Origin of the sequence: Nocardioides sp. NPDC058538 (assembly GCF_042719275.1) — a bacterium.
GTDB lineage: Bacteria > Actinomycetota > Actinomycetes > Propionibacteriales > Nocardioidaceae > Nocardioides.
Genome location: NZ_JBHXNY010000008.1, coordinates 114,681 through 131,003, shown reverse-complemented (window position 1 = coordinate 131,003; position 16,323 = coordinate 114,681). Strand labels below are relative to the sequence as shown.

At 69.7% G+C, this 16,323-nt stretch carries 13 protein-coding genes and 3 tRNA genes; 9 read left to right on the top strand and 7 right to left on the bottom strand.

Annotation, left to right across the window (positions count from 1 at the left end; genetic code table 11):
• Positions 1 to 63 precede the first annotated feature (63 nt).
• Positions 64 to 2,196, bottom strand: coding sequence for a PhoX family protein (locus ACFWQC_RS10030; protein WP_378676589.1), 2,133 nt, complete (start codon positions 2,194 to 2,196; stop codon positions 64 to 66).
• A 288-nt stretch (positions 2,197 to 2,484) separates the two neighbouring features.
• Here ACFWQC_RS10030 and ACFWQC_RS10025 point away from each other — a divergent pair, with 288 nt between their 5' ends.
• Entirely contained in the window at positions 2,485 to 2,676 is a 192-nt protein-coding gene (locus tag ACFWQC_RS10025) for a DUF3073 domain-containing protein (RefSeq protein WP_378676586.1), read from the top strand.
• 42 nt (positions 2,677 to 2,718) lie between these two features.
• Here ACFWQC_RS10025 and ACFWQC_RS10020 read toward each other — a convergent pair whose 3' ends face one another.
• From ACFWQC_RS10020 to ACFWQC_RS10010, 3 genes are all read right to left on the bottom strand, one after another.
• Positions 2,719 to 4,098 carry a hypothetical protein gene (locus ACFWQC_RS10020; protein WP_378676583.1) on the bottom strand — a complete coding sequence of 460 codons (1,380 nt, stop codon included), beginning with the start codon at positions 4,096 to 4,098 and terminating at the stop codon, positions 2,719 to 2,721.
• 93 nt (positions 4,099 to 4,191) lie between these two features.
• Complete coding sequence (locus ACFWQC_RS10015) at positions 4,192 to 7,611, bottom strand: SCO7613 C-terminal domain-containing membrane protein (RefSeq protein ID WP_378676580.1); 3,420 nt, start codon at positions 7,609 to 7,611, stop codon at positions 4,192 to 4,194.
• A gap of 122 nt (positions 7,612 to 7,733) precedes the next feature.
• Positions 7,734 to 7,807: transfer RNA gene (locus ACFWQC_RS10010), tRNA-Phe, on the bottom strand.
• Positions 7,808 to 7,922: 115 nt separating this feature from the next.
• Here ACFWQC_RS10010 and ACFWQC_RS10005 point away from each other — a divergent pair.
• The 6 genes from ACFWQC_RS10005 (at position 7,923) to ACFWQC_RS09980 (ending at position 13,209) form a co-directional block, all read left to right on the top strand.
• Positions 7,923 to 7,995, top strand: a tRNA-Glu gene (locus ACFWQC_RS10005).
• Between the two features lie 108 nt (positions 7,996 to 8,103).
• The gene (macS, locus tag ACFWQC_RS10000; protein WP_378676577.1) at positions 8,104 to 9,237 is read left to right on the top strand and encodes a MacS family sensor histidine kinase; all 1,134 of its coding nucleotides are present in this window, start codon (positions 8,104 to 8,106) and stop codon (positions 9,235 to 9,237) included.
• A 26-nt stretch (positions 9,238 to 9,263) separates the two neighbouring features.
• A complete protein-coding gene (locus tag ACFWQC_RS09995; protein WP_378676574.1) occupies positions 9,264 to 9,905 on the top strand; it encodes a response regulator in 642 nt (213 codons plus the stop codon).
• 50 nt (positions 9,906 to 9,955) lie between these two features.
• On the top strand, positions 9,956 to 11,764 hold the full coding sequence (locus tag ACFWQC_RS09990) for a hypothetical protein (RefSeq protein ID WP_378676571.1): 1,809 nt from the start codon (positions 9,956 to 9,958) through the stop codon (positions 11,762 to 11,764).
• 77 nt (positions 11,765 to 11,841) lie between these two features.
• Positions 11,842 to 11,915, top strand: a tRNA-Asp gene (locus tag ACFWQC_RS09985).
• Positions 11,916 to 12,474: 559 nt separating this feature from the next.
• Positions 12,475 to 13,209, top strand: a complete 735-nt coding sequence (locus ACFWQC_RS09980) for a hypothetical protein (RefSeq protein ID WP_355019591.1) — start codon at positions 12,475 to 12,477, stop codon at positions 13,207 to 13,209.
• Positions 13,210 to 13,421: 212 nt separating this feature from the next.
• Here ACFWQC_RS09980 and ACFWQC_RS09975 read toward each other — a convergent pair whose 3' ends face one another.
• Positions 13,422 to 14,468, bottom strand: a complete 1,047-nt coding sequence (locus tag ACFWQC_RS09975; RefSeq protein ID WP_378676567.1) for a hypothetical protein — start codon at positions 14,466 to 14,468, stop codon at positions 13,422 to 13,424.
• Between the two features lie 283 nt (positions 14,469 to 14,751).
• Between ACFWQC_RS09975 and ACFWQC_RS09970 the strand changes: the two genes are divergently transcribed.
• Both ACFWQC_RS09970 and ACFWQC_RS09965 read left to right on the top strand, forming a co-directional pair.
• Positions 14,752 to 15,099 carry a WhiB family transcriptional regulator gene (locus ACFWQC_RS09970; protein WP_378676564.1) on the top strand — a complete coding sequence of 116 codons (348 nt, stop codon included), beginning with the start codon at positions 14,752 to 14,754 and terminating at the stop codon, positions 15,097 to 15,099.
• 64 nt (positions 15,100 to 15,163) lie between these two features.
• Positions 15,164 to 15,481, top strand: coding sequence for a metallopeptidase family protein (locus tag ACFWQC_RS09965; protein WP_378676561.1), 318 nt, complete (start codon positions 15,164 to 15,166; stop codon positions 15,479 to 15,481).
• Here the strand turns inward: ACFWQC_RS09965 and crcB are convergent.
• Both crcB and ACFWQC_RS09955 read right to left on the bottom strand, forming a co-directional pair.
• Positions 15,478 to 15,846: a fluoride efflux transporter CrcB gene (gene crcB / locus ACFWQC_RS09960; protein WP_378676558.1), complete on the bottom strand. Its 369-nt coding sequence runs from the start codon at positions 15,844 to 15,846 to the stop codon at positions 15,478 to 15,480. The genes ACFWQC_RS09965 and crcB overlap by 4 nt on opposite strands.
• The gene (locus ACFWQC_RS09955) at positions 15,843 to 16,319 is read right to left on the bottom strand and encodes a fluoride efflux transporter FluC (protein WP_378676555.1); all 477 of its coding nucleotides are present in this window, start codon (positions 16,317 to 16,319) and stop codon (positions 15,843 to 15,845) included. Before ACFWQC_RS09955 ends, crcB begins: the two co-directional genes overlap by 4 nt.
• Between the last annotated feature and the right edge of the window lie 4 nt (positions 16,320 to 16,323).

Sequence of the window (16,323 nt, the reverse complement as noted above, 5' to 3'; positions counted from 1 at the left end):
CGACCGTGTTGGTCTCGACACGCCTTCGCCTAGCGGCTCCGGCGGCTCGACCAGCGGGTACTGCTATTTCTTGAGCACCTGCACGACCGAAGGCCGCGGACCGGCGAACTCGCCCTTGCCGGCGGTGCCCTCGACGTAGTCGGGGAAGAGGGAGTTCGGTGCGTCCCAGGTGCCTTCCTCGCCCGGGTGCTGGACGGCGACGAAGACCGACCCGTCGCGGTCGTGGATGACCGGGCCGCAGGTCTCGGCCTCGCGAGGCACCGCGAGGAACTGCTGGACGTGGCCGCGCTCGCGACCCTCCAGCGGGACCTTGAACAGCCCGTCGAGCTTCTGGATCGAGCTCGGCTGGCCGTCGGTGGAGATCCAGAGGTTGCCCTCGGAGTCGAAGGCCAGGTTGTCCGGGCAGGAGATCGGCGAGACCTTGTCCTTCGGGTAGCCCGCGAAGTACGTGGACGCGTTGGTGGACGGGTCGCCGGCGACGATCATGAGGTTCCACCGGAAGACGCGCGAGGTGTGGTCGCCGTCGTCCTCGGTGATCTCGATGACGTGACCGTCGCGGTTGGTGTTGCGCGGGTTGGCCTCGTCCACACCGGCCTTTCCGGTGGTGCCGCGCTGGGAGTTGTTGGTGCAGGCGACGTACACCTTGCCGGACCTCGGCGAGGGCTCGACGTCCTCGCAGCGGTCCATCTTGGTGGCGCCGGCCTTGTCGGCGGCCAGGCGCGTGTGGACGAGCACCTCCTCGACGCTCATCCCGGAGACCTTGCTGCGGCCGTTGACCACGAGCGGGATCCACTGGCCGTAGCCGTCGAACTTGCCGTCGCTGGGCAGCTTGCCGGTGCCGTCGATCTCAGTGGCGGGGGAGTCGCCGTGGAAGCGGGCGACGTAGAGGCTGCCCTCGGTGAGGAGCTCGAGGTTCTTGCGACGGTTGCGCTTGTCGTAGCGGCCCTTGGAGACGAACTTGTAGAGGTAGTCGAACCGCTCGTCGTCGCCGGTGTAGGCCACCACGTGACCGTTGTCGGCGATGACGACGTTCGCGCCCTCGTGCTTGAGGCGGCCGAGCATGGTGTGCTTGCGCGGCGTCGAGGTCGGGTCGGTCGGGTCGATCTCGACGATGTAGCCGAACCGGTTCGGCTCGTTGGCGTAGTCGGCCGAGCGCGCATCGAAGCGCGGCTCGATGGCCTCCCAGCCGTACGTCGAGACAGCATCGGTCAGGCCGTAGCGCTTCTCCGCCGCCGAGGTGCCGGTGGCACGGAAGTAGCCGTTGAAGTTCTCCTCGCCCGACAGGATCGTGCCCCAGGGCGTGGTGCCGCCGGCGCAGTTGCCGATCGTGCCCAGCGCGACGGTGCCGGTCGGGTCGGCCGCGGTCTTGAGCAGCTCGCTGCCGGCCGCGGGGCCGGTGAACTCGAACGGCGTCGAGGCCGTGATGCGGCGGTTCTTCGGGGCCGACGGCACGTAGTTCCACTTCTTGCCCGGCGCGGAGCGCTCGAGCTCGACGATCCCGAAGCCGTGGGCGGCCATCGCGATCTCGAGCTGCTCGGTGGCGTCGAGATCCGGCGGGAACATGATGTCGGGGTTGACGTACTCGTGGTTGCAGCACAGCAGGCCCTTGGTGCCGGCCCTGTTGGTCACGATGACGTCGGTGTAGTCGTTGTTGTAGCCCCACGCGAGCGCCTGCTTCTCGGCGGTCTGGCTGTTGACGTCGAAGGGAACGCCGCCGGGCAGGATCGGGTCGCCCCAGCGGATGATCGGCTCCCAGATGTAGCCCCGGGGCACCACGAAGGTGTCCTCGGTGGCCGCGACGGGGGTGATCGCCTTGAACGGCAGGTTCGTACGCCCACCGTGGCCGCGCCCGGCCGCAAGACCCGCCTGGACGGGGCCGGCGGCGGCCGCCAGACCGCTGCTGCCGACCGCGAGGGCAACCGCGCCCGCGCCGGCGAGACCGAGCGCGTGGCGGCGGCTGAGCGCCTTGCCGGCGATGTCGCGGAAGTAGCCGTTGTCGGAGGTGTTGGGCGCGGGCTTGGCGCAAGCGCTGTCGCACTTGAGGGCGCAGGTCACCGCGCTGCGCTTGCCGCGCGTGTGTCCAGCCATGGGAAGCAGGGACAACATGGAGCGCCGGCCGTCGGTGACGGCGGGCGCAGCCTCGTCGCTGCACGAGGGACAGGCGGTGTCGGTCTGGATGTCGCTCAGTTCGGTCACTGCATTTCCGTTCAAGACGCGTTGTTGTCAGGTCTCCCAAGAATCGGAAGGGAGGCTATGCGCGGCGAGACAACCGTCCGGCCCCTCAATCTGTCGTCCGGATGAACGGCGAATGACGAGTCGTCAGGCTCAGATTCGTGTGACCTCAGTAACATTCGCTCCTAGCGAACGGATTTTCGACACCCCGGCGTGCGGATTCTTGGCATGAACCGGTAGCGTTATCCCTACGAGAAACCTGTGAACAGCCCGGGACTATCCCGGCCAAGTGCGACGAGGGGGCTGGACCCTATGGGGCGCGGCCGAGCGAAAGCCAAGCAGACGAAGGTCGCACGCGACCTGAAGTACCGGACCTATGAGACGGACTTCGGGGCCCTTGCGCGCGAACTTCACGGTGATGAAGACACCAGTCAGAGGTCTGATCCGAAGCCGGACGACGATGACGACTGGTCGGAATACGACGCGGGATCCTCGCGCGACTAGGGTTTGTCGGCCAACGGCGGCAACGTCTTGGTCGACATCCCCTCAGACTGATCGGCTGATCACTACTTCCCCGTGAGTGCCGTAGCCGGGTAGCCGGCCGCCGTGAGGCGTGCCGTCGAAGGCGACGTGCAACCACTCGTCCCCCAGAGGGATCAGAGTGGGCCACGGCAGGTTCGTGACGTACGCCGATCGGAGCTCTGCGACCTCGTTGAGGTCCAGGTCGAAGATCGGGTAGCGAGCACGGACGCGACGCGGGTTGTCGCGTCCGTCGCTGGCGCCGACGACGACTGTGCCGCCCAGCGGGACAAGCGTGGTGCCCTCGGTGGCCGTCCGGTCGGTTCGCGCTGCCCGGAGGCTGAGCGCGTCCAGGCTTGGTCCGCTGGCGAGCACCGTATGGAAGTCGAAGTACTTCCTGGCGCTGACGTAGCCGACCAGCCACTGGTCGTCACGGCGTACGACATGGGGATCCCAGACGCCGACCGACATGAGCCCGTCCGTCGGCAGCGCGAGCGGGGTCGAGTCGAGGACATGCTCGCCGCGGGTCAGGTCCGCGGGTGAGCGGGCGATCGTGACCCCGACCGGGCTCCACGGTTTGCTGGGGTCGGTCTTGTCGGGCGCCTTGAATCCTCCCCACGTACTCGTCGTGACCAGCCACTCGTCGCCGTCGCGCACGAGGTGGGTGGCGTGGTCGCCGTAGACGAGCCCGTCCCGGACAAAGTAGAGCGCCCCGCGATGGACGAGGTCGTACGTCACCGGGTCCAGCGCCCACACCGACGTGTGCGCCGTGGGGAAGAAGCCCGGTCCGGCACTGGTGGCGGTGAGCAGCAAGGTGCCGTCGTCCTCGCGGAACGGCGAGCCGTCGGCGTACGTCACCACCCGGATGTCACGTAGGCCGAGCTGTCCGAAGGCGCCGCTGCGTACGTCTACGGCGGAGCCCTCGTGGCCGGCGGTCAGGCCGGCGAGCCACGACTCGTCACGCGGCTCGATCCCGACCTCGGTGAGATCGACCCGTGCTCTGGCCACCCACGCGCCGCCCTCCGCGCTTCGCGCGGTTACTCCCTCGCTCGGCGCGAGCGGACGAGCAAGCTCGCCGCTCGACCTCGCTCCGGTCGTCTCATAGGTGAGCGCGGTCAGCATCGTGCCGGTCAGCGTCAGCGCGAACCGGCCGACCCCACGTCCGACCCTGCCGTGGCGCCGACTCGCGTGAGAGGTACGCCGCGGCCCGGTCGTCACCGTCAGCGACACCCGCCGCCCGTCGTAGGACCCGGTGAGCACGTCCCCACCCGAGGTGAAGCTCAGCGAGACCGGGCCGTCACACGCCGCCTCGATCGCCGCGTTGGCCGCGGGCCGCGGGAAGGTGCTGGACTCGACCGCGATCGTGACGGGGCGCTGGCGACGTACGATCTTGAATTCCGGGAACATCGGCTCCAGTCTTCCGGGCGCGTGGGCACCGCCCAAGGGCGGGGCCCGCAATCCGGATGCGCCGGCCGAGCGCCGCCCATCACGCGCCCCGCCCTAGCGCAGCCCCCGCACATAGGCGGTGGCCCGGCGCAGGTCGTGGAGCCGCGCCTCCCAGGTGATACCGAGGAAGAGCAGCAGGAGTCCGGCCGCTCCGAGCACCCACCACTGCTGCAGCGCCTGCGCCGACGGCATCTGCGCCAGGGCCAGGACAGAGGCGACCAGGGCGCCCCCGACCAGCGGTGCTGCCCAGCGCAGCCAGGCGCCGCCGAGGATGAAGACCAGGCAGGCGATGCCGAGCACGGCGGACCGCATCGAGACCGGGTCCTGGAGGGCTGCCGGAACGGACGGGATGAGCGCGAGGAAGACGCCCGGCCCGAGCACCGGCAGCGAGGCGACGTCTCTGTCGAGGCGGAGCTTGACAACGCCGAAGGCGACCAGCGCGATCGCGGGCGGCAGGGTGTAGTACTCCCAGGTCGTGACCGAGGTGTCGGCCAGCCGGATCCACAGCGCGATGGTGGCCAGGCTGGCGCCGGCCCACCCCAGCCAGCGACGCTCGTGGTGGGCGATCGCGTGCGCGGAGACGGCGGCTCCGGCCAGGGTCAGCAGGATGCTCAGCCAGGGCAGATCGACTCCGCGAGATCCGACCGCGGTCGGCCCGTCCGGGGTCAGGACGATCGTTGGTCCGAGGCTGACCGTGCCGACGAGGATCGTGACGACCGCGGCGACGGCGGCGGTGATCTCGGCCGAGGGCAGCAGCCGGAAGATGGTGACGACGGTCAGGATGACGATGATCCCGGCCGCGGCGTACGGCTGGGGGATGTCGCTGAGGTTGGCGAACATCCAGCAGAACGCGGTCAGCGTGACGATCCAGTAGGGCGCGGTGACGGCCTTGGTCTGCAGCTCCTGGGTGAGCCGGTCGACGGTGACGGCCGCGGCGGTGAGCACGCCGGCCACCACCAGTGCCAGCAGCTCGTTGGTGAAGGCGGCGCCGAGCGATCCGAGGCCGAGCAGACCGGCGACCGTGAGCCGTGGCCCGGACTGCTGCGGCTCGTGGCGCAGGATCGTGGCGATGCACATGACGCCGGCGATCAGCAGCAGGATCGCCAGCCAGTCGGTGTCGAGCGTCCCGGCCTCGAAGGCACCCAGGCCGATCGACACCGCGGCGCCGGTGGCTGCTGCGGCCTCGATGGCGGGGCTGCGGCGTACGAGCACGATGACGCCCATCGCCACGACGACCACCACAGCGGTGTAGGGACGCTCGATCTCGGCCAGCCGGGCAGCCTGCCACACGGCGGCGGTCAGGGCGAGGATCCAGTAGGCGGTCGCGACCTCCCGGGTCGTGCCGGACTGGACGCGGTCGACGAGGAGTCCCAGGGCGGTGAGGACGAGGGTCACGACCAGCGCGAGCACGTCGTTGGAGAGGACCGCAGCCGTGGCCGCGCCGAGCCCGACGGTGCCTGCCACGGCCAACGCGGGAGGCTGGCGGTGGTGCACGCCGATGGCCGCGGCGAGGACGGTGGCGATGGCCAGCAGGACCGCCGCCCAGGTCACGTCGACGGCGCCGATGCCGATCGAGATCGCGGCGCAGGCCACGGTCGCCCACCAGCCCGATCCGCGGAAGCGGAAGAGCGTGATCAGTCCGAGGACCGTGACGATCACGCACGCGGCCCACTGCCGCTCCACGTCGATCAGCGGCGCGAGCGACCACAGACCGAGGGTGAGCGTCGCGACGGAGTAACTGGCGGTGACCTCGCGATCGACGCCGAGCAGACCCTGACCCGCGTACGCAGCCACCGCCGCCAGCGCGAGCGCGACGACCACGGTGAGCAGGTCGCTGGGCAGGGCCGCGCCGAGGGCGACCAGCCCGAAGGTGCCGGCGGCGAGGAGCCGTGGCCACCGCTCCGCCCACCAGGCCAGCGCGACGGCGACACCCAGCAGCAGCAGCGCCGGGAACAGCAGCGGAGCGCTGTAGCAGGCGGCCGTGATCGCGAACCCGGTGACGCCGCCGGAGAAGGTGATCCAACCGACCGTGAGTCGGTAGGTGCGGAACGCGGGCGGGTTGTAACGGTAGAACCAGGCGGTCCCGAGCGCGAGGATCGCGAGCATCGCCGGTAGCGTCAGCCAGCCCGGCAGCAACGGCTCCGGACCGGTGACCGGGGAGAACGCCGACTCGGTCCAAGGCACGGCTGCGAGCCGGACGGCGGCCGAGACCGCCAGGATGAGGACGGCGATGCCCAGGCCCACGGCGTACGGCGTCAGCGCGGCGGCTGCCCAGCGCCACGGCCTGGGGAGCGCGACGAGCGCGCCGGCGGCGATCAGGGTGACCACCACGGCCACGACCGTCAGGGTGACCGCGCCGTCATCGAGAGCGGGCTGGGTGAAGGTGTAGGCGGCGATCAGGAGAGACACCCCGACCATCGCGACCTTCGCATCCTTGGGCAGCGGGAACAGCAGGGCCACGACCGTCAGCACCGCGGCGGCGCCGAGCAGCAGGGGCAGGGTGCCGTCGCGCAGCAGCTCGGAGCCGGTCAGCGCGGGATCGGCCAGGCCTCGGACGAGCAGCATCAACCAGAAGGCCGCCATCACGACCATCGAGCCGAGGGTCAGCGCCTGCAGGTCGGTCTTGCTCGCCACGATCACCACGAGGAGGGCGATGACCGCTGCGATCAGCGGGAACCAGATCAGGTCGGAGATGAGCTCGAGACCGATCAGGGCGCTGAGTACGCCGCCGGCGGCCGCCACCTGTGGCCCGATCACCGCGGTGAGCTTCTCGCTGCGCGCGCCGATCAGCGACATCGCGATGCCGGCCAGGAAGACGACCACACCGACGATGACCAGGAAGCCCCGGTCCCAGTCGACTCCGTCGAGCCAACCGGCGTACTTCATGCCGGCTATGTCCAGGGCGAGCAGTCCCAGTGCGAGTGTCCAGACGCCTTCGGTGCCGGCTCGCAGCTCTAGATGCATCAGCACCGCGCCGCCGATGGTGAAGAGCGCGGTGAAGACGACCAGCATCGTGGTGCGGCCGCCGACGCCCATCGTGGCCCAGGCGACCGCGAGGAAGATGACGCCCGCGACCAGCAGGAAGAGTACGCCGACGCCGACCAGGATCAGCGGCACCGTGATCGGCGCCCTCCGGGCGACCGGAGCACCGGGGAACGGCGCCGGTCCGGCAACGGCGGTCGCGGCCGGGTCCGCGAGCGGTGTGGCCTCGGGCTCGGGCTGGATCTGCGGCGGCGCCGTGGGCGGCGCGGAGACCGGCAGGGGAGCGGGCGGCGGGGTCCGGTGCGCGGCTCGGCTCGCCTCCTCCCGGATCGAGCGCAACCGCGTCATGAGTACGTCGGCCCGCAGCAGGGTGCCGTAGAGCTCTTGCGCGACAGCGTTCTCCAGCGGCAGACCGCAGTGCGGGCAGGGGCTGGTGCCGGGCTCGAAGGCCTCCCGGCAGTCGGGGCAGCGACCAGGATCGGCGTACTTCACAGCCCACCATCCTTGCGTAGATCCGCCGATGCGCGTGCGGGAAACGCAGGGCCCCGAGATGGAGACCCGAAATGACAACCGGCTTCGACCCATAACTGCTGGTCGAAGCCGGTTGTTGCTTGTGGGCAGGGGCGGGGTCGAACCGCCGACCTATCACTTTTCAGGCGATCGCTCGTACCAACTGAGCTACCTGCCCAAGCGAGATGAAACATTACCGGAAGCTCCCGCGACGTTCCGAATCGGCACCCGAAACCGGACGTACGGCCTCGCTTTGGCGGCCTCGGACGCAGACCTCTAGGATGTGCCCGCAGGCCCCCTTCGTCTAGCGGCCCAGGACCCCGCCCTTTCACGGCGGTAGCGCCGGTTCGAATCCGGTAGGGGGTACACAGTCTTTCCATGTCTCGAGTCTCGCGGCGCGACGGCCCGGCCGGCATCCGCACGGATACTCATATCCGGGACGCACCGGGTCACGCGGATGCAACACTTCCGACTGTGAGTGCGTGGACGTCGCCAGCGGCGATCGAGGTCGAGAGCCGGCTCTTCCGGGCGCTGGCGGTGTTGCGCGTGGTCGTGCTCATCAACGCGATCGCGCTGACCATCTACCGTGCCGCCAACTTCGACCCGCCCGCGGCCGCGCTGATCTGCGCGCTGATCATGGTGGGCTGGACCGCCTTCGCCCTCTGGGCGTACGCAGCACCCGCCCGCCGCACGGCGGTGCTCGTCGGCGCGGACCTGGCGATCGCGCTCGGGCTCCTGCTCGTGAGCCCGCTGGTGAAGGGGCCGGGGTTCCAGGCGAGCGTGCCGGGGTTCTGGGTGAGCGGCGCGCTGCTCGCGTGCGCGATCCACTACCGCTGGATCGGCGGGCTGCTGGCCGGGATGGCGCTGGCGAGCGTCGACCTGGTGCTGCGGCAGGAGATCGACCAGTCGATCTACGGGAACGCGTTCCTGCTGGTCATCGGGGGCCCGGTGGTCGGCTACATGTGCGAGTCGGTGCAGCGGATGGCGCTGGAGCGGGACGAGGCGCAGCGAGCGGCCGCGCGGGCGGAGGAGCGATCTCGGCTCGCCCGGGCCGTCCACGACGGGGTGCTCCAGGTCCTGGCCCTGGTCCAGCGCCGCGGCGGCGAGCTGGGTGGTGACGCCGCCGAGCTGGGCAGGCTGGCGGGGGAGCAGGAGCGAGAGCTGCGAGCGCTGATCCGCGGCGAACAGCCCGGCCGGGGCCCGGCCATCGGGATGGTCGACCTCGCCGCCGCTCTCGCCGAGCTCGAGACCGGCACCGTGACCGTGGCCGGCCCCGCGACCGCCGTCGAGATGCCCGCACGCCCGGCCGAGGAGATCGTCGCAGCGACCCGCGCGGCGCTCGACAACGTACGTCGCCACGTCGGTGAGGACGCCCGTGCCTGGGTGCTCCTGCAGGCCTTCCCCGACCATGTCGAGGTCTCGGTCCGTGACGACGGGCCGGGCATCGCGGACGGCCGGGTCGTCGAGGCCGGGGCGCAGGGCAGGCTCGGCATCAGCGAGTCGATCCGTGGCCGGATCGAGGACCTCGGCGGCAAGGCAGAGCTGATCACCGGAGCAACCGGGACCGAGTGGGAGTTCATGGTCCCCCGAACAGGAGTGCAAGCATGAGCGAGCGACAGCGAGCGACTAGCGGCATGAGCAGAGTGATGGTCGTCGACGACCACCCGATGTGGCGCGACGCGGTCGAGCGCGACCTGATCGGCGCGGGCTTCGAGGTGGTGGCCACCGCCAGCACCGGTCGTGAGGCGATCACGCGGTTCGCCGCGACCCGGCCGGAGGTGGTGGTGCTCGACCTGCACATCCCCGAGCCCGACGGTGTCCAGGTCACCACCGAGATCGTCGCGCTGCACCCGATGGCGAAGGTCCTCATCCTGTCCGCCTCCGGCGAGCAGAACGACGTGCTCGCCGCGGTCAAGGCCGGCGCGACCGGTTACCTGGTCAAGTCCGCCTCCCGCGACGAGCTCCTGGAGGCCGTACGCCGCGTCGCCGCCGGCGACCCGGTCTTCACCCCCGGCCTCGCCGGCCTGGTCCTGGGCGAGTTCCAGCACAGCGCCGCCACCGAGGTGCGCGGTGACAAGCCCATGCTCACCGACCGCGAGACCGAGATCCTCAAGCTCGTCGCCAAGGGCTTGAGCTACCGCCAGATCGCCGACCGCCTCGTGCTCTCCCATCGCACGGTGCAGAACCACGTACAGAACACCCTGCGCAAGCTCCAGATGCACAACCGCGTCGAGCTCACCCGCTACGCCATCGAGCAGGGCCTGGACTCCGACTGACCCCTCCTCCAATAGTCGGAGCTGCACCCGGCATGGGAGAGAATCGAGAGGTGGTCTCGCTTCTCTACCTTCACGGCGTCGGCAACGGCGACCCCCGCGACGCCTGGCGCCGCGCGCTGGACAACGCGCTGCAGGATGCCGGCTACCCGGGGCTCGACGAGGTCGAGGTGATCGCGCCGAAGTATCCCGACGTGCTCCGCACCGTTGACGGCGACAAGACCATCAAGATCCCGCCGGTCACCACGCCGAGGCTGAGTGCCGCCGACCAGCGGGACGTACGCCGCCGGGTGGAGCGCGCGACCGCCGAGCTCGAGTCGATCCTCGGCGAACCCGTGCCCGCCTCGCCGGTCGGCGTCACCGACTCGCTGGCACCGATCGTGCTGCGCGTGCTCCGCCAGGCCCACAACTACGTGACCAAGCCCGGCATCCGGGCACGTACGCTGCGGATGGTCCTCGACGAGCTCCCCGAGGAGGGCGAGATCGTCATCGTCGGCCACAGTCTGGGCTCGATCATCGCGATCGACCTGCTGCGCCGGCTCCCGCCGAAGCTGACGGTCACCGGACTGGTGACGATCGGCAGCCCGGCCGCCCACCCGAACCTCCACGAGGACTCCGACCGCCTCGAGATGAAGTCGCCGGTCGACCACGTCGGTTGGTGGGTCAACGTCTGGAGCAACGGCGACGCGGTGACCGGCCTGCGCGGCATCTGGCGCCACTTCCCGTGGGCGCTCGACCTCCAGGTCGGGCTCGGCCTCGACCACCGCACCACCACTTACCTCCGTTCCAAGCCGGTCGCCACCGCGATCGGGCGCGGCCTGTTCGGCTCCCTCGCCAAGGAGCTCGCGATCGTCGAGGGGACCCCCGACGTCGCCCTGAACTCGCTCGAGGTCCGCCTGGCCCTGTGGCTCGCCTACGCCCAGTTCCTGCGCGATCACCTCAAGGGCGCCACCCAGGAGCGCTTCGGCGCCGCTCTGCGTGTCGTCCAGCACGAGGTGCTGGAACGGTTGATCGAGAACTACCGGACCGACGGCGTACGCATCCCTCAGCAGCTCCTCGACCTGCGCGTCTCACCGACAGGGCTGATTCCGGAGGGTCCCAGCGACCGGGACCTGCCCCGGCCCAAGCCGCTGACCCAGCTCTCCAAGGAGGAGGCCGTCCTCGCCCTGGTGGCGCTGGCGACCGCCAACCCGGTGCGGCCCTATGAGATCGACGTCCCCGACGACGTACGCCGCCAGGCATTCCACGACCTGACGGTCTGGATGGGGCTCGGGGGCGGGCTCGGCGAGAACCTGCACATCGCCATGCAGTCCGCCTCGAAGGCCGTCTACCCGGTCGACCAGTGGAAGCTGTGGGTCGGCATCGGGATCGGCGCCGCCGTGCTGGTCGCAGGTCCGATCGGGCTCGCCCTGGCCGCCCCCGCCGGGCTGGCCGGGGGAGCGGCGATCATCGGCGCCCTCTCCGCCTTCGGCCCCGGCGGGATGGTCGGCGGACTCGTCACCGCCGGTGCGATCACCACCACCGGCGCCGGCACGATCGCCGCCACCCTCGTCTCCAGCTCGTCCACCGCCGAGGACGTCGAGGTCACCGTCATCCAGCTCCTCACCGCCGCGATCCTGCGCTCCCGCGAAGGCCTCGAGCAGGACCTCGGCGTCTGGCTCGCGATGTCCGAGATCCAGCGTCAGACCGGGCGCGAGGTCGCCCGGCTCGCGGCCTACAGCGACGAGAAGGCTCCCGGTGTCGAGGCCCTCCGACGCAAGGCCCGTGCGGCCGAACGGGCCATGGCCTACATGGTCAAGAACCGGCTCGTCGAGGGCCTCACCGACGAGGAGCCGAAGGGGGAAGAGCCCTTCGAGGAGTAGGACCCCTCCCCGATTGTGAATCCCCCGCACCCATGGGCTATGTTTTTCCCGTTGCCGCACACAGCGGAAACAAACAAGGCCCTGTAGCGCAGTTGGTTAGCGCGCCGCCCTGTCACGGCGGAGGTCGCGAGTTCAAGTCTCGTCAGGGTCGCGGAACGAATCAGAGAGGGCGTGTGTCGCAGAAATGCGACCACGTCCTCTTCGTTATTTACATGGCGGCCTCCGGCCGCGGCGGGGGATATCCCCCGCACCCCTTAGCCCCATCGGGGTCAGGTGTTTCGCTTTCGCACGCTGGTCGAGCCGCCGGAGCCGCTAGGCGGAGGCGTGTCGAGACCAACACGGTTCTTGGCGCGCTCGCCGGCCTCGCCGTTTGCCCCTGTTTGGTGTGGCTGGAGGGTCTTGTTTCCGTTGGTGTGACTTGTGGGTCGGGTGTTGTTCCGGGAGGGCAGGACACGCCGGGGTGTGGCGAGCGCGGGAGACGGCGAGCGTGGGAGGGTGGTCGTCCTGCTTCGGCAGGAGTCTCGGGCCGGAGATCCTCGATCTCACCCCCGGTTCGGGCCGTTCGTCCCTGTGGGATATAAGCCGATTTGGCGGTAACGTGCGGGCTGCTGTCCTCTCGTGAGAGGATTCTGCCGCTTGTGTCGACGTCGCAATTCGGCAGGGCACGGGGGAACGACTAAGACGTTCGGTATTCAGGAGGCAACACCACCATGTCGTCGTACTACCCGCATCGGCCGCCCCATGCGGCGAGTGCGGACGAGCTTGCGTCGCGGATGCAGACGAACGGTGCCTACCGCACCCCGGCCGCCCCCGCGCAGCAGCAGCCCCCCGCCCTTGGTTGGGACCAGCGTCCGCAGCAGTCCCAGGCCCAGCCGCAGTATCAGGAGCCGGCGATCCAGCAGCCGGCTGTGATGGCGCAGACCACCGGAACGCACTGGCCGCAGTTCGTCAACAACAACCGCCTCATCGGCGCGCTCGTTGCCGGCTTCGGTGCCACCCAGCTCGCCACGATGTTCGGCTACTGGATCTACGGCCTCGGCATCATGGAGGGCCCGCTGGACTTCGCGTTCTTCAACGGCGTCATCCTGACCCCGAACGCCACCGCCAACGAGGCCGGCTTCGCCGTCTCGCAGTGGTTCGCCGGTATGGGCTTCCACTACTTCAACGGCATGGTCTTCGCGCTCGCCTACGCTCTGGTCATCTTCCCGTGGCTCGGCAAGACCCACACCACCTCGAGCAACCTCGCGCGCTCGCTCGGCATGGGTATGTTCCTCGCCACCGCTTCCTGCGGTTGGTGGATCCCGGCCCTGCACCCGGAGGATGTCATCGGCATCGACCCGGGCTTCTTCTCGATCAACCTCGGGTGGGGCACCGTCCTGGGTGTCTACCTGTGGCACCTCGTCTGGGCGGTCGCGCTCGGTCTGTTCTTCAACCCGCAGGACTGACGCGACCAGCCGACTCCACGACGAAGGAGTGGAGTCGGCGCGGGAGCGGCAGATCGAGCAGCGGCGCGGCTGAGGGCCCTCCTGAGCTTGTCGAAGGGCTTGCGAAGCCGCGACCCGCGTGTCGAGATTTCGACAGCAGCAAAGACAGAGCCCCAGCCACGTGGCTGGGGCTCTGTCGTATGTAGAAGCGGATCTCGTTCGCCGCTGCTGACCTACTCCGGCCAGGCGTCGAAGACCCGGCCACCGTTGGTGGTCAGGTGGTTGTGCAGCTGCTCGCCGGCAGCGGCATCGCGCAGCGTACGAAGCACGAGGCGGCGCCGGTCTGACGGGTTGGCCGTCGGCGGTCCCGGGGTCAGCGCCATGGTCTCGGTGACCCGGTCGGCCAGCAGGCGCAGATGGCTGCGCTCGCCACCGGCGTAGATGACGTGGGTGTGCTCCAGCGGGGCGGCCCACAAGATGTTGCCCTCGACGACGATCAGGCGTGACTCGGTGGCCATCACCTTCATCTCGACGTCGGTCATGTTCTGGAGCATGTCGGCCCCGGCGAGGATCGACTCACCCTCGTGCAGGAAGGCGGGCAGCGCGTGGGCGAGGTTGGCCTCGATCAGCGCGGCCTCCTCGCGGGCGCGCTGCTGGGCTCCCGCCTGACCGGCGTAGGCGCTGCCCACGGTGCGCTGGGCGCCGGTGTTCGGCGCCTGGCCGTAGGCGCCGGTGTTGGTGCCGTACGGGCCCTGGTTGGGGTAGTAGGAGCCCGTGTTCGGGTAGGCGGAGCCCGGCGGCGGGTAGGACCCCGGGGCTGGAGCGACGCCGTAGTTGTTCGGGGCGGGCGCACCGTAGGGGTTCGGGGCGCCGTATTCACCGCCCCAGCTGGCGTCGACGTTCACCTGCGCGCCGGCGGCTCGGGCGGCGTAGTCGAGGGTCGGGAAGAAGTCGTGGAAGGCGTCCTTGTCCCGGATCTTCATCGTCGTGGAGTAGGACGATCCGGGGACCAGCGCCTCGATGATGAAGTCGCCCAGGCTGGGCGGGGGAGGAACGCCGATGAAGGTGAGGACGGCCAGGTTGACGGAGAAGACGCGCTCGTGGAACTCGAACATCACCCGGCGGTCGGTCAGGAAGGCGTGGCCCGAGGCGTTCCCCTCGTGGGGAAACTTGACCGCGACCCGGGCCCACTGGACCTCACCGGGCTGCAGCAAGGACTTCACCAGAAGCCAGTCGCGGGTCTCCGAGGCGATGGCCCGGCTGTTGGGATCATGCGCCATCCGTCGGTGGAAATCCTCCACCGGTCGGTGGCCCACGGTGATGGACGCCGAGGCCCTTTTCATTGAGCGCATGTTCGCAAACCCTAGCCCTTCCTCCCTCTAGTGTGGACAGTTTGTACCAGCAGGGTCGCGATGTTGTGGAATCCCCTGATGTAGATGACATCTCAACTCTGCGCGACCGGTCCAAGCACCTGCCTATTGACAGAAAACTGACAGGCCATCCGACCACCCTCTGCAGTGGGTATCCCTGACGACGGGGATCAGCGAGGGGATGGGGCTTGTGATGACTGGTTCGCCTGTGGCGGCGGCAAGAGAGACGACCGGCGTGCACTGGAGCGAGCTGCCGTGCGCGATCGAGGACGGCGATCTGTGGTTCGCCGCGACCAGCGTGGACGCGGACCGCGCCAAGGAGCTGTGTCGCACGTGTCCGCTGCAGCGCTCCTGCCTGCAGGGTGCGATCGCCCGGCAGGAGCCGCACGGGGTGTGGGGTGGCGAGGTGTTCTACGAGGGAATCGTCGTCGCTCGCAAGCGCACCCGCGGCCGCCCGCGCACCGGAGAGCTCCACCAGCGGGACCTGGAGCGCCAGGCTCGCGCAAATCTGCGGAAAAGTTCGTCGGTGGGAGCGGCGTAGCCTGTCACCCGGCAGAATGTCCTCTGTGGGGATTGAGATAAGCCCAGAGCGCTTCGACGAACTAGTGGAACAGTCGCTCGACGCCATTCCGGATGAGCTCGCCGCTCAGGTGCACAACCTCGTCGTGCTCGTCGAGGAGTGGCCGCCCGAGGGCGAGCCCCAAGACACCCTCGGTCTCTACGACGGCGTGGCGCTGACCGACCGCAACGACATCTACGGCCTCACGCTGCCGGACCGGATCTTCATATTCCGCCAGCCTCTCCAGCAGATGTGCGTGGACGAGATCGACCTGGCCGCCGAGATCCGCATCACCGTCGTCCACGAGATCGCCCACCACTTCGGCATCGACGACGAGAAGCTCCACCAGCTCGGCTGGGCTTAGAGGTTCGATCCGATCAGCCAGCCGAGGCTGACCGCGGCGGTCCCGACGGCGAGGGAGCCGAGGACGTTCAGCGCGGCCGACCGCCACTGGCCGTTCTCGGCCAGGCGGACGGTCTCGTAGGAGAAGGTCGAGAACGTCGTCAGGGCCCCGCAGAAGCCGGTGCCGGCCAGGGTGAGCACCCACCCGGGGAGTACGCCGCTCGCGGCCGCCCCGGCCAGCAGGCCGAGCACGAGCGAGCCGACGGCGTTGACCGCCATCGTCCCCCACGGGAAGTCCGCCCCGGTCCACTCCCGGAGGTAGAGGTCGGTCAGGTAGCGCGCCGGAGCGCCGATCGCGCCGCCGAGCAGGACCAGGAGAGCGGTCATCGGTCGTCTCCTCGGCCCGGATCCGGCGCAGGGTCGGGATCGAGATCGGGGTCGATGCCGTCGACCACCACCTCGCGACCGCTCCCGAGCACGATCACCCGGCCGAGCGTCAGCCCGAGCCAGGCGGCAGCGATACCGGAGACCACCGAGACGAGCAGGTAGAGCATCGCGATGCCGGGCGCGTGCCCAGCCAGGACGTACGTCTCCAGCTCGTAGGTCGAGAAGGTGGTGTAGCCACCGAGCACGCCGACCCCGAGGAACGGGCGCAGGTAGCGGGTGTGAGACCACGGCCCCAGGACGAACGCCATCAGCACGCCCAGCAGCAGGCAGCCGGAGACGTTGGTGAGGAAGGTCGCCCATGGCCAGGAGTCGCCGCCGTGGGGGAGGACCGTCGTAAGGCCCCAGCGGGCCAACGATCCGAGCGCTCCGCCAGCAGCGATAGGGGCGAGCAGGTCGCCATGCTCACGCAGCACGCGG

Bases quoted from the DNA above. Each gene is read 5' to 3' on its own strand.
- ACFWQC_RS10025 (WP_378676586.1), top strand. From the start codon at position 2,485: ATGGGGCGCGGCCGAGCGAAAGCCAAGCAGACGAAGGTCGCACGCGAC.
- ACFWQC_RS10020 (WP_378676583.1), bottom strand. From the start codon at position 4,098: ATGTTCCCGGAATTCAAGATCGTACGTCGCCAGCGCCCCGTCACGATC.
- ACFWQC_RS09995 (WP_378676574.1), top strand. From the start codon at position 9,264: ATGAGCAGAGTGATGGTCGTCGACGACCACCCGATGTGGCGCGACGCG.
- ACFWQC_RS09980 (WP_355019591.1), top strand. From the start codon at position 12,475: ATGTCGTCGTACTACCCGCATCGGCCGCCCCATGCGGCGAGTGCGGAC.
- ACFWQC_RS09975 (WP_378676567.1), bottom strand. From the start codon at position 14,468: ATGGCGCATGATCCCAACAGCCGGGCCATCGCCTCGGAGACCCGCGAC.
- ACFWQC_RS09970 (WP_378676564.1), top strand. From the start codon at position 14,752: ATGACTGGTTCGCCTGTGGCGGCGGCAAGAGAGACGACCGGCGTGCAC.
- crcB (WP_378676558.1), bottom strand. From the start codon at position 15,846: ATGACCGCTCTCCTGGTCCTGCTCGGCGGCGCGATCGGCGCTCCGGCG.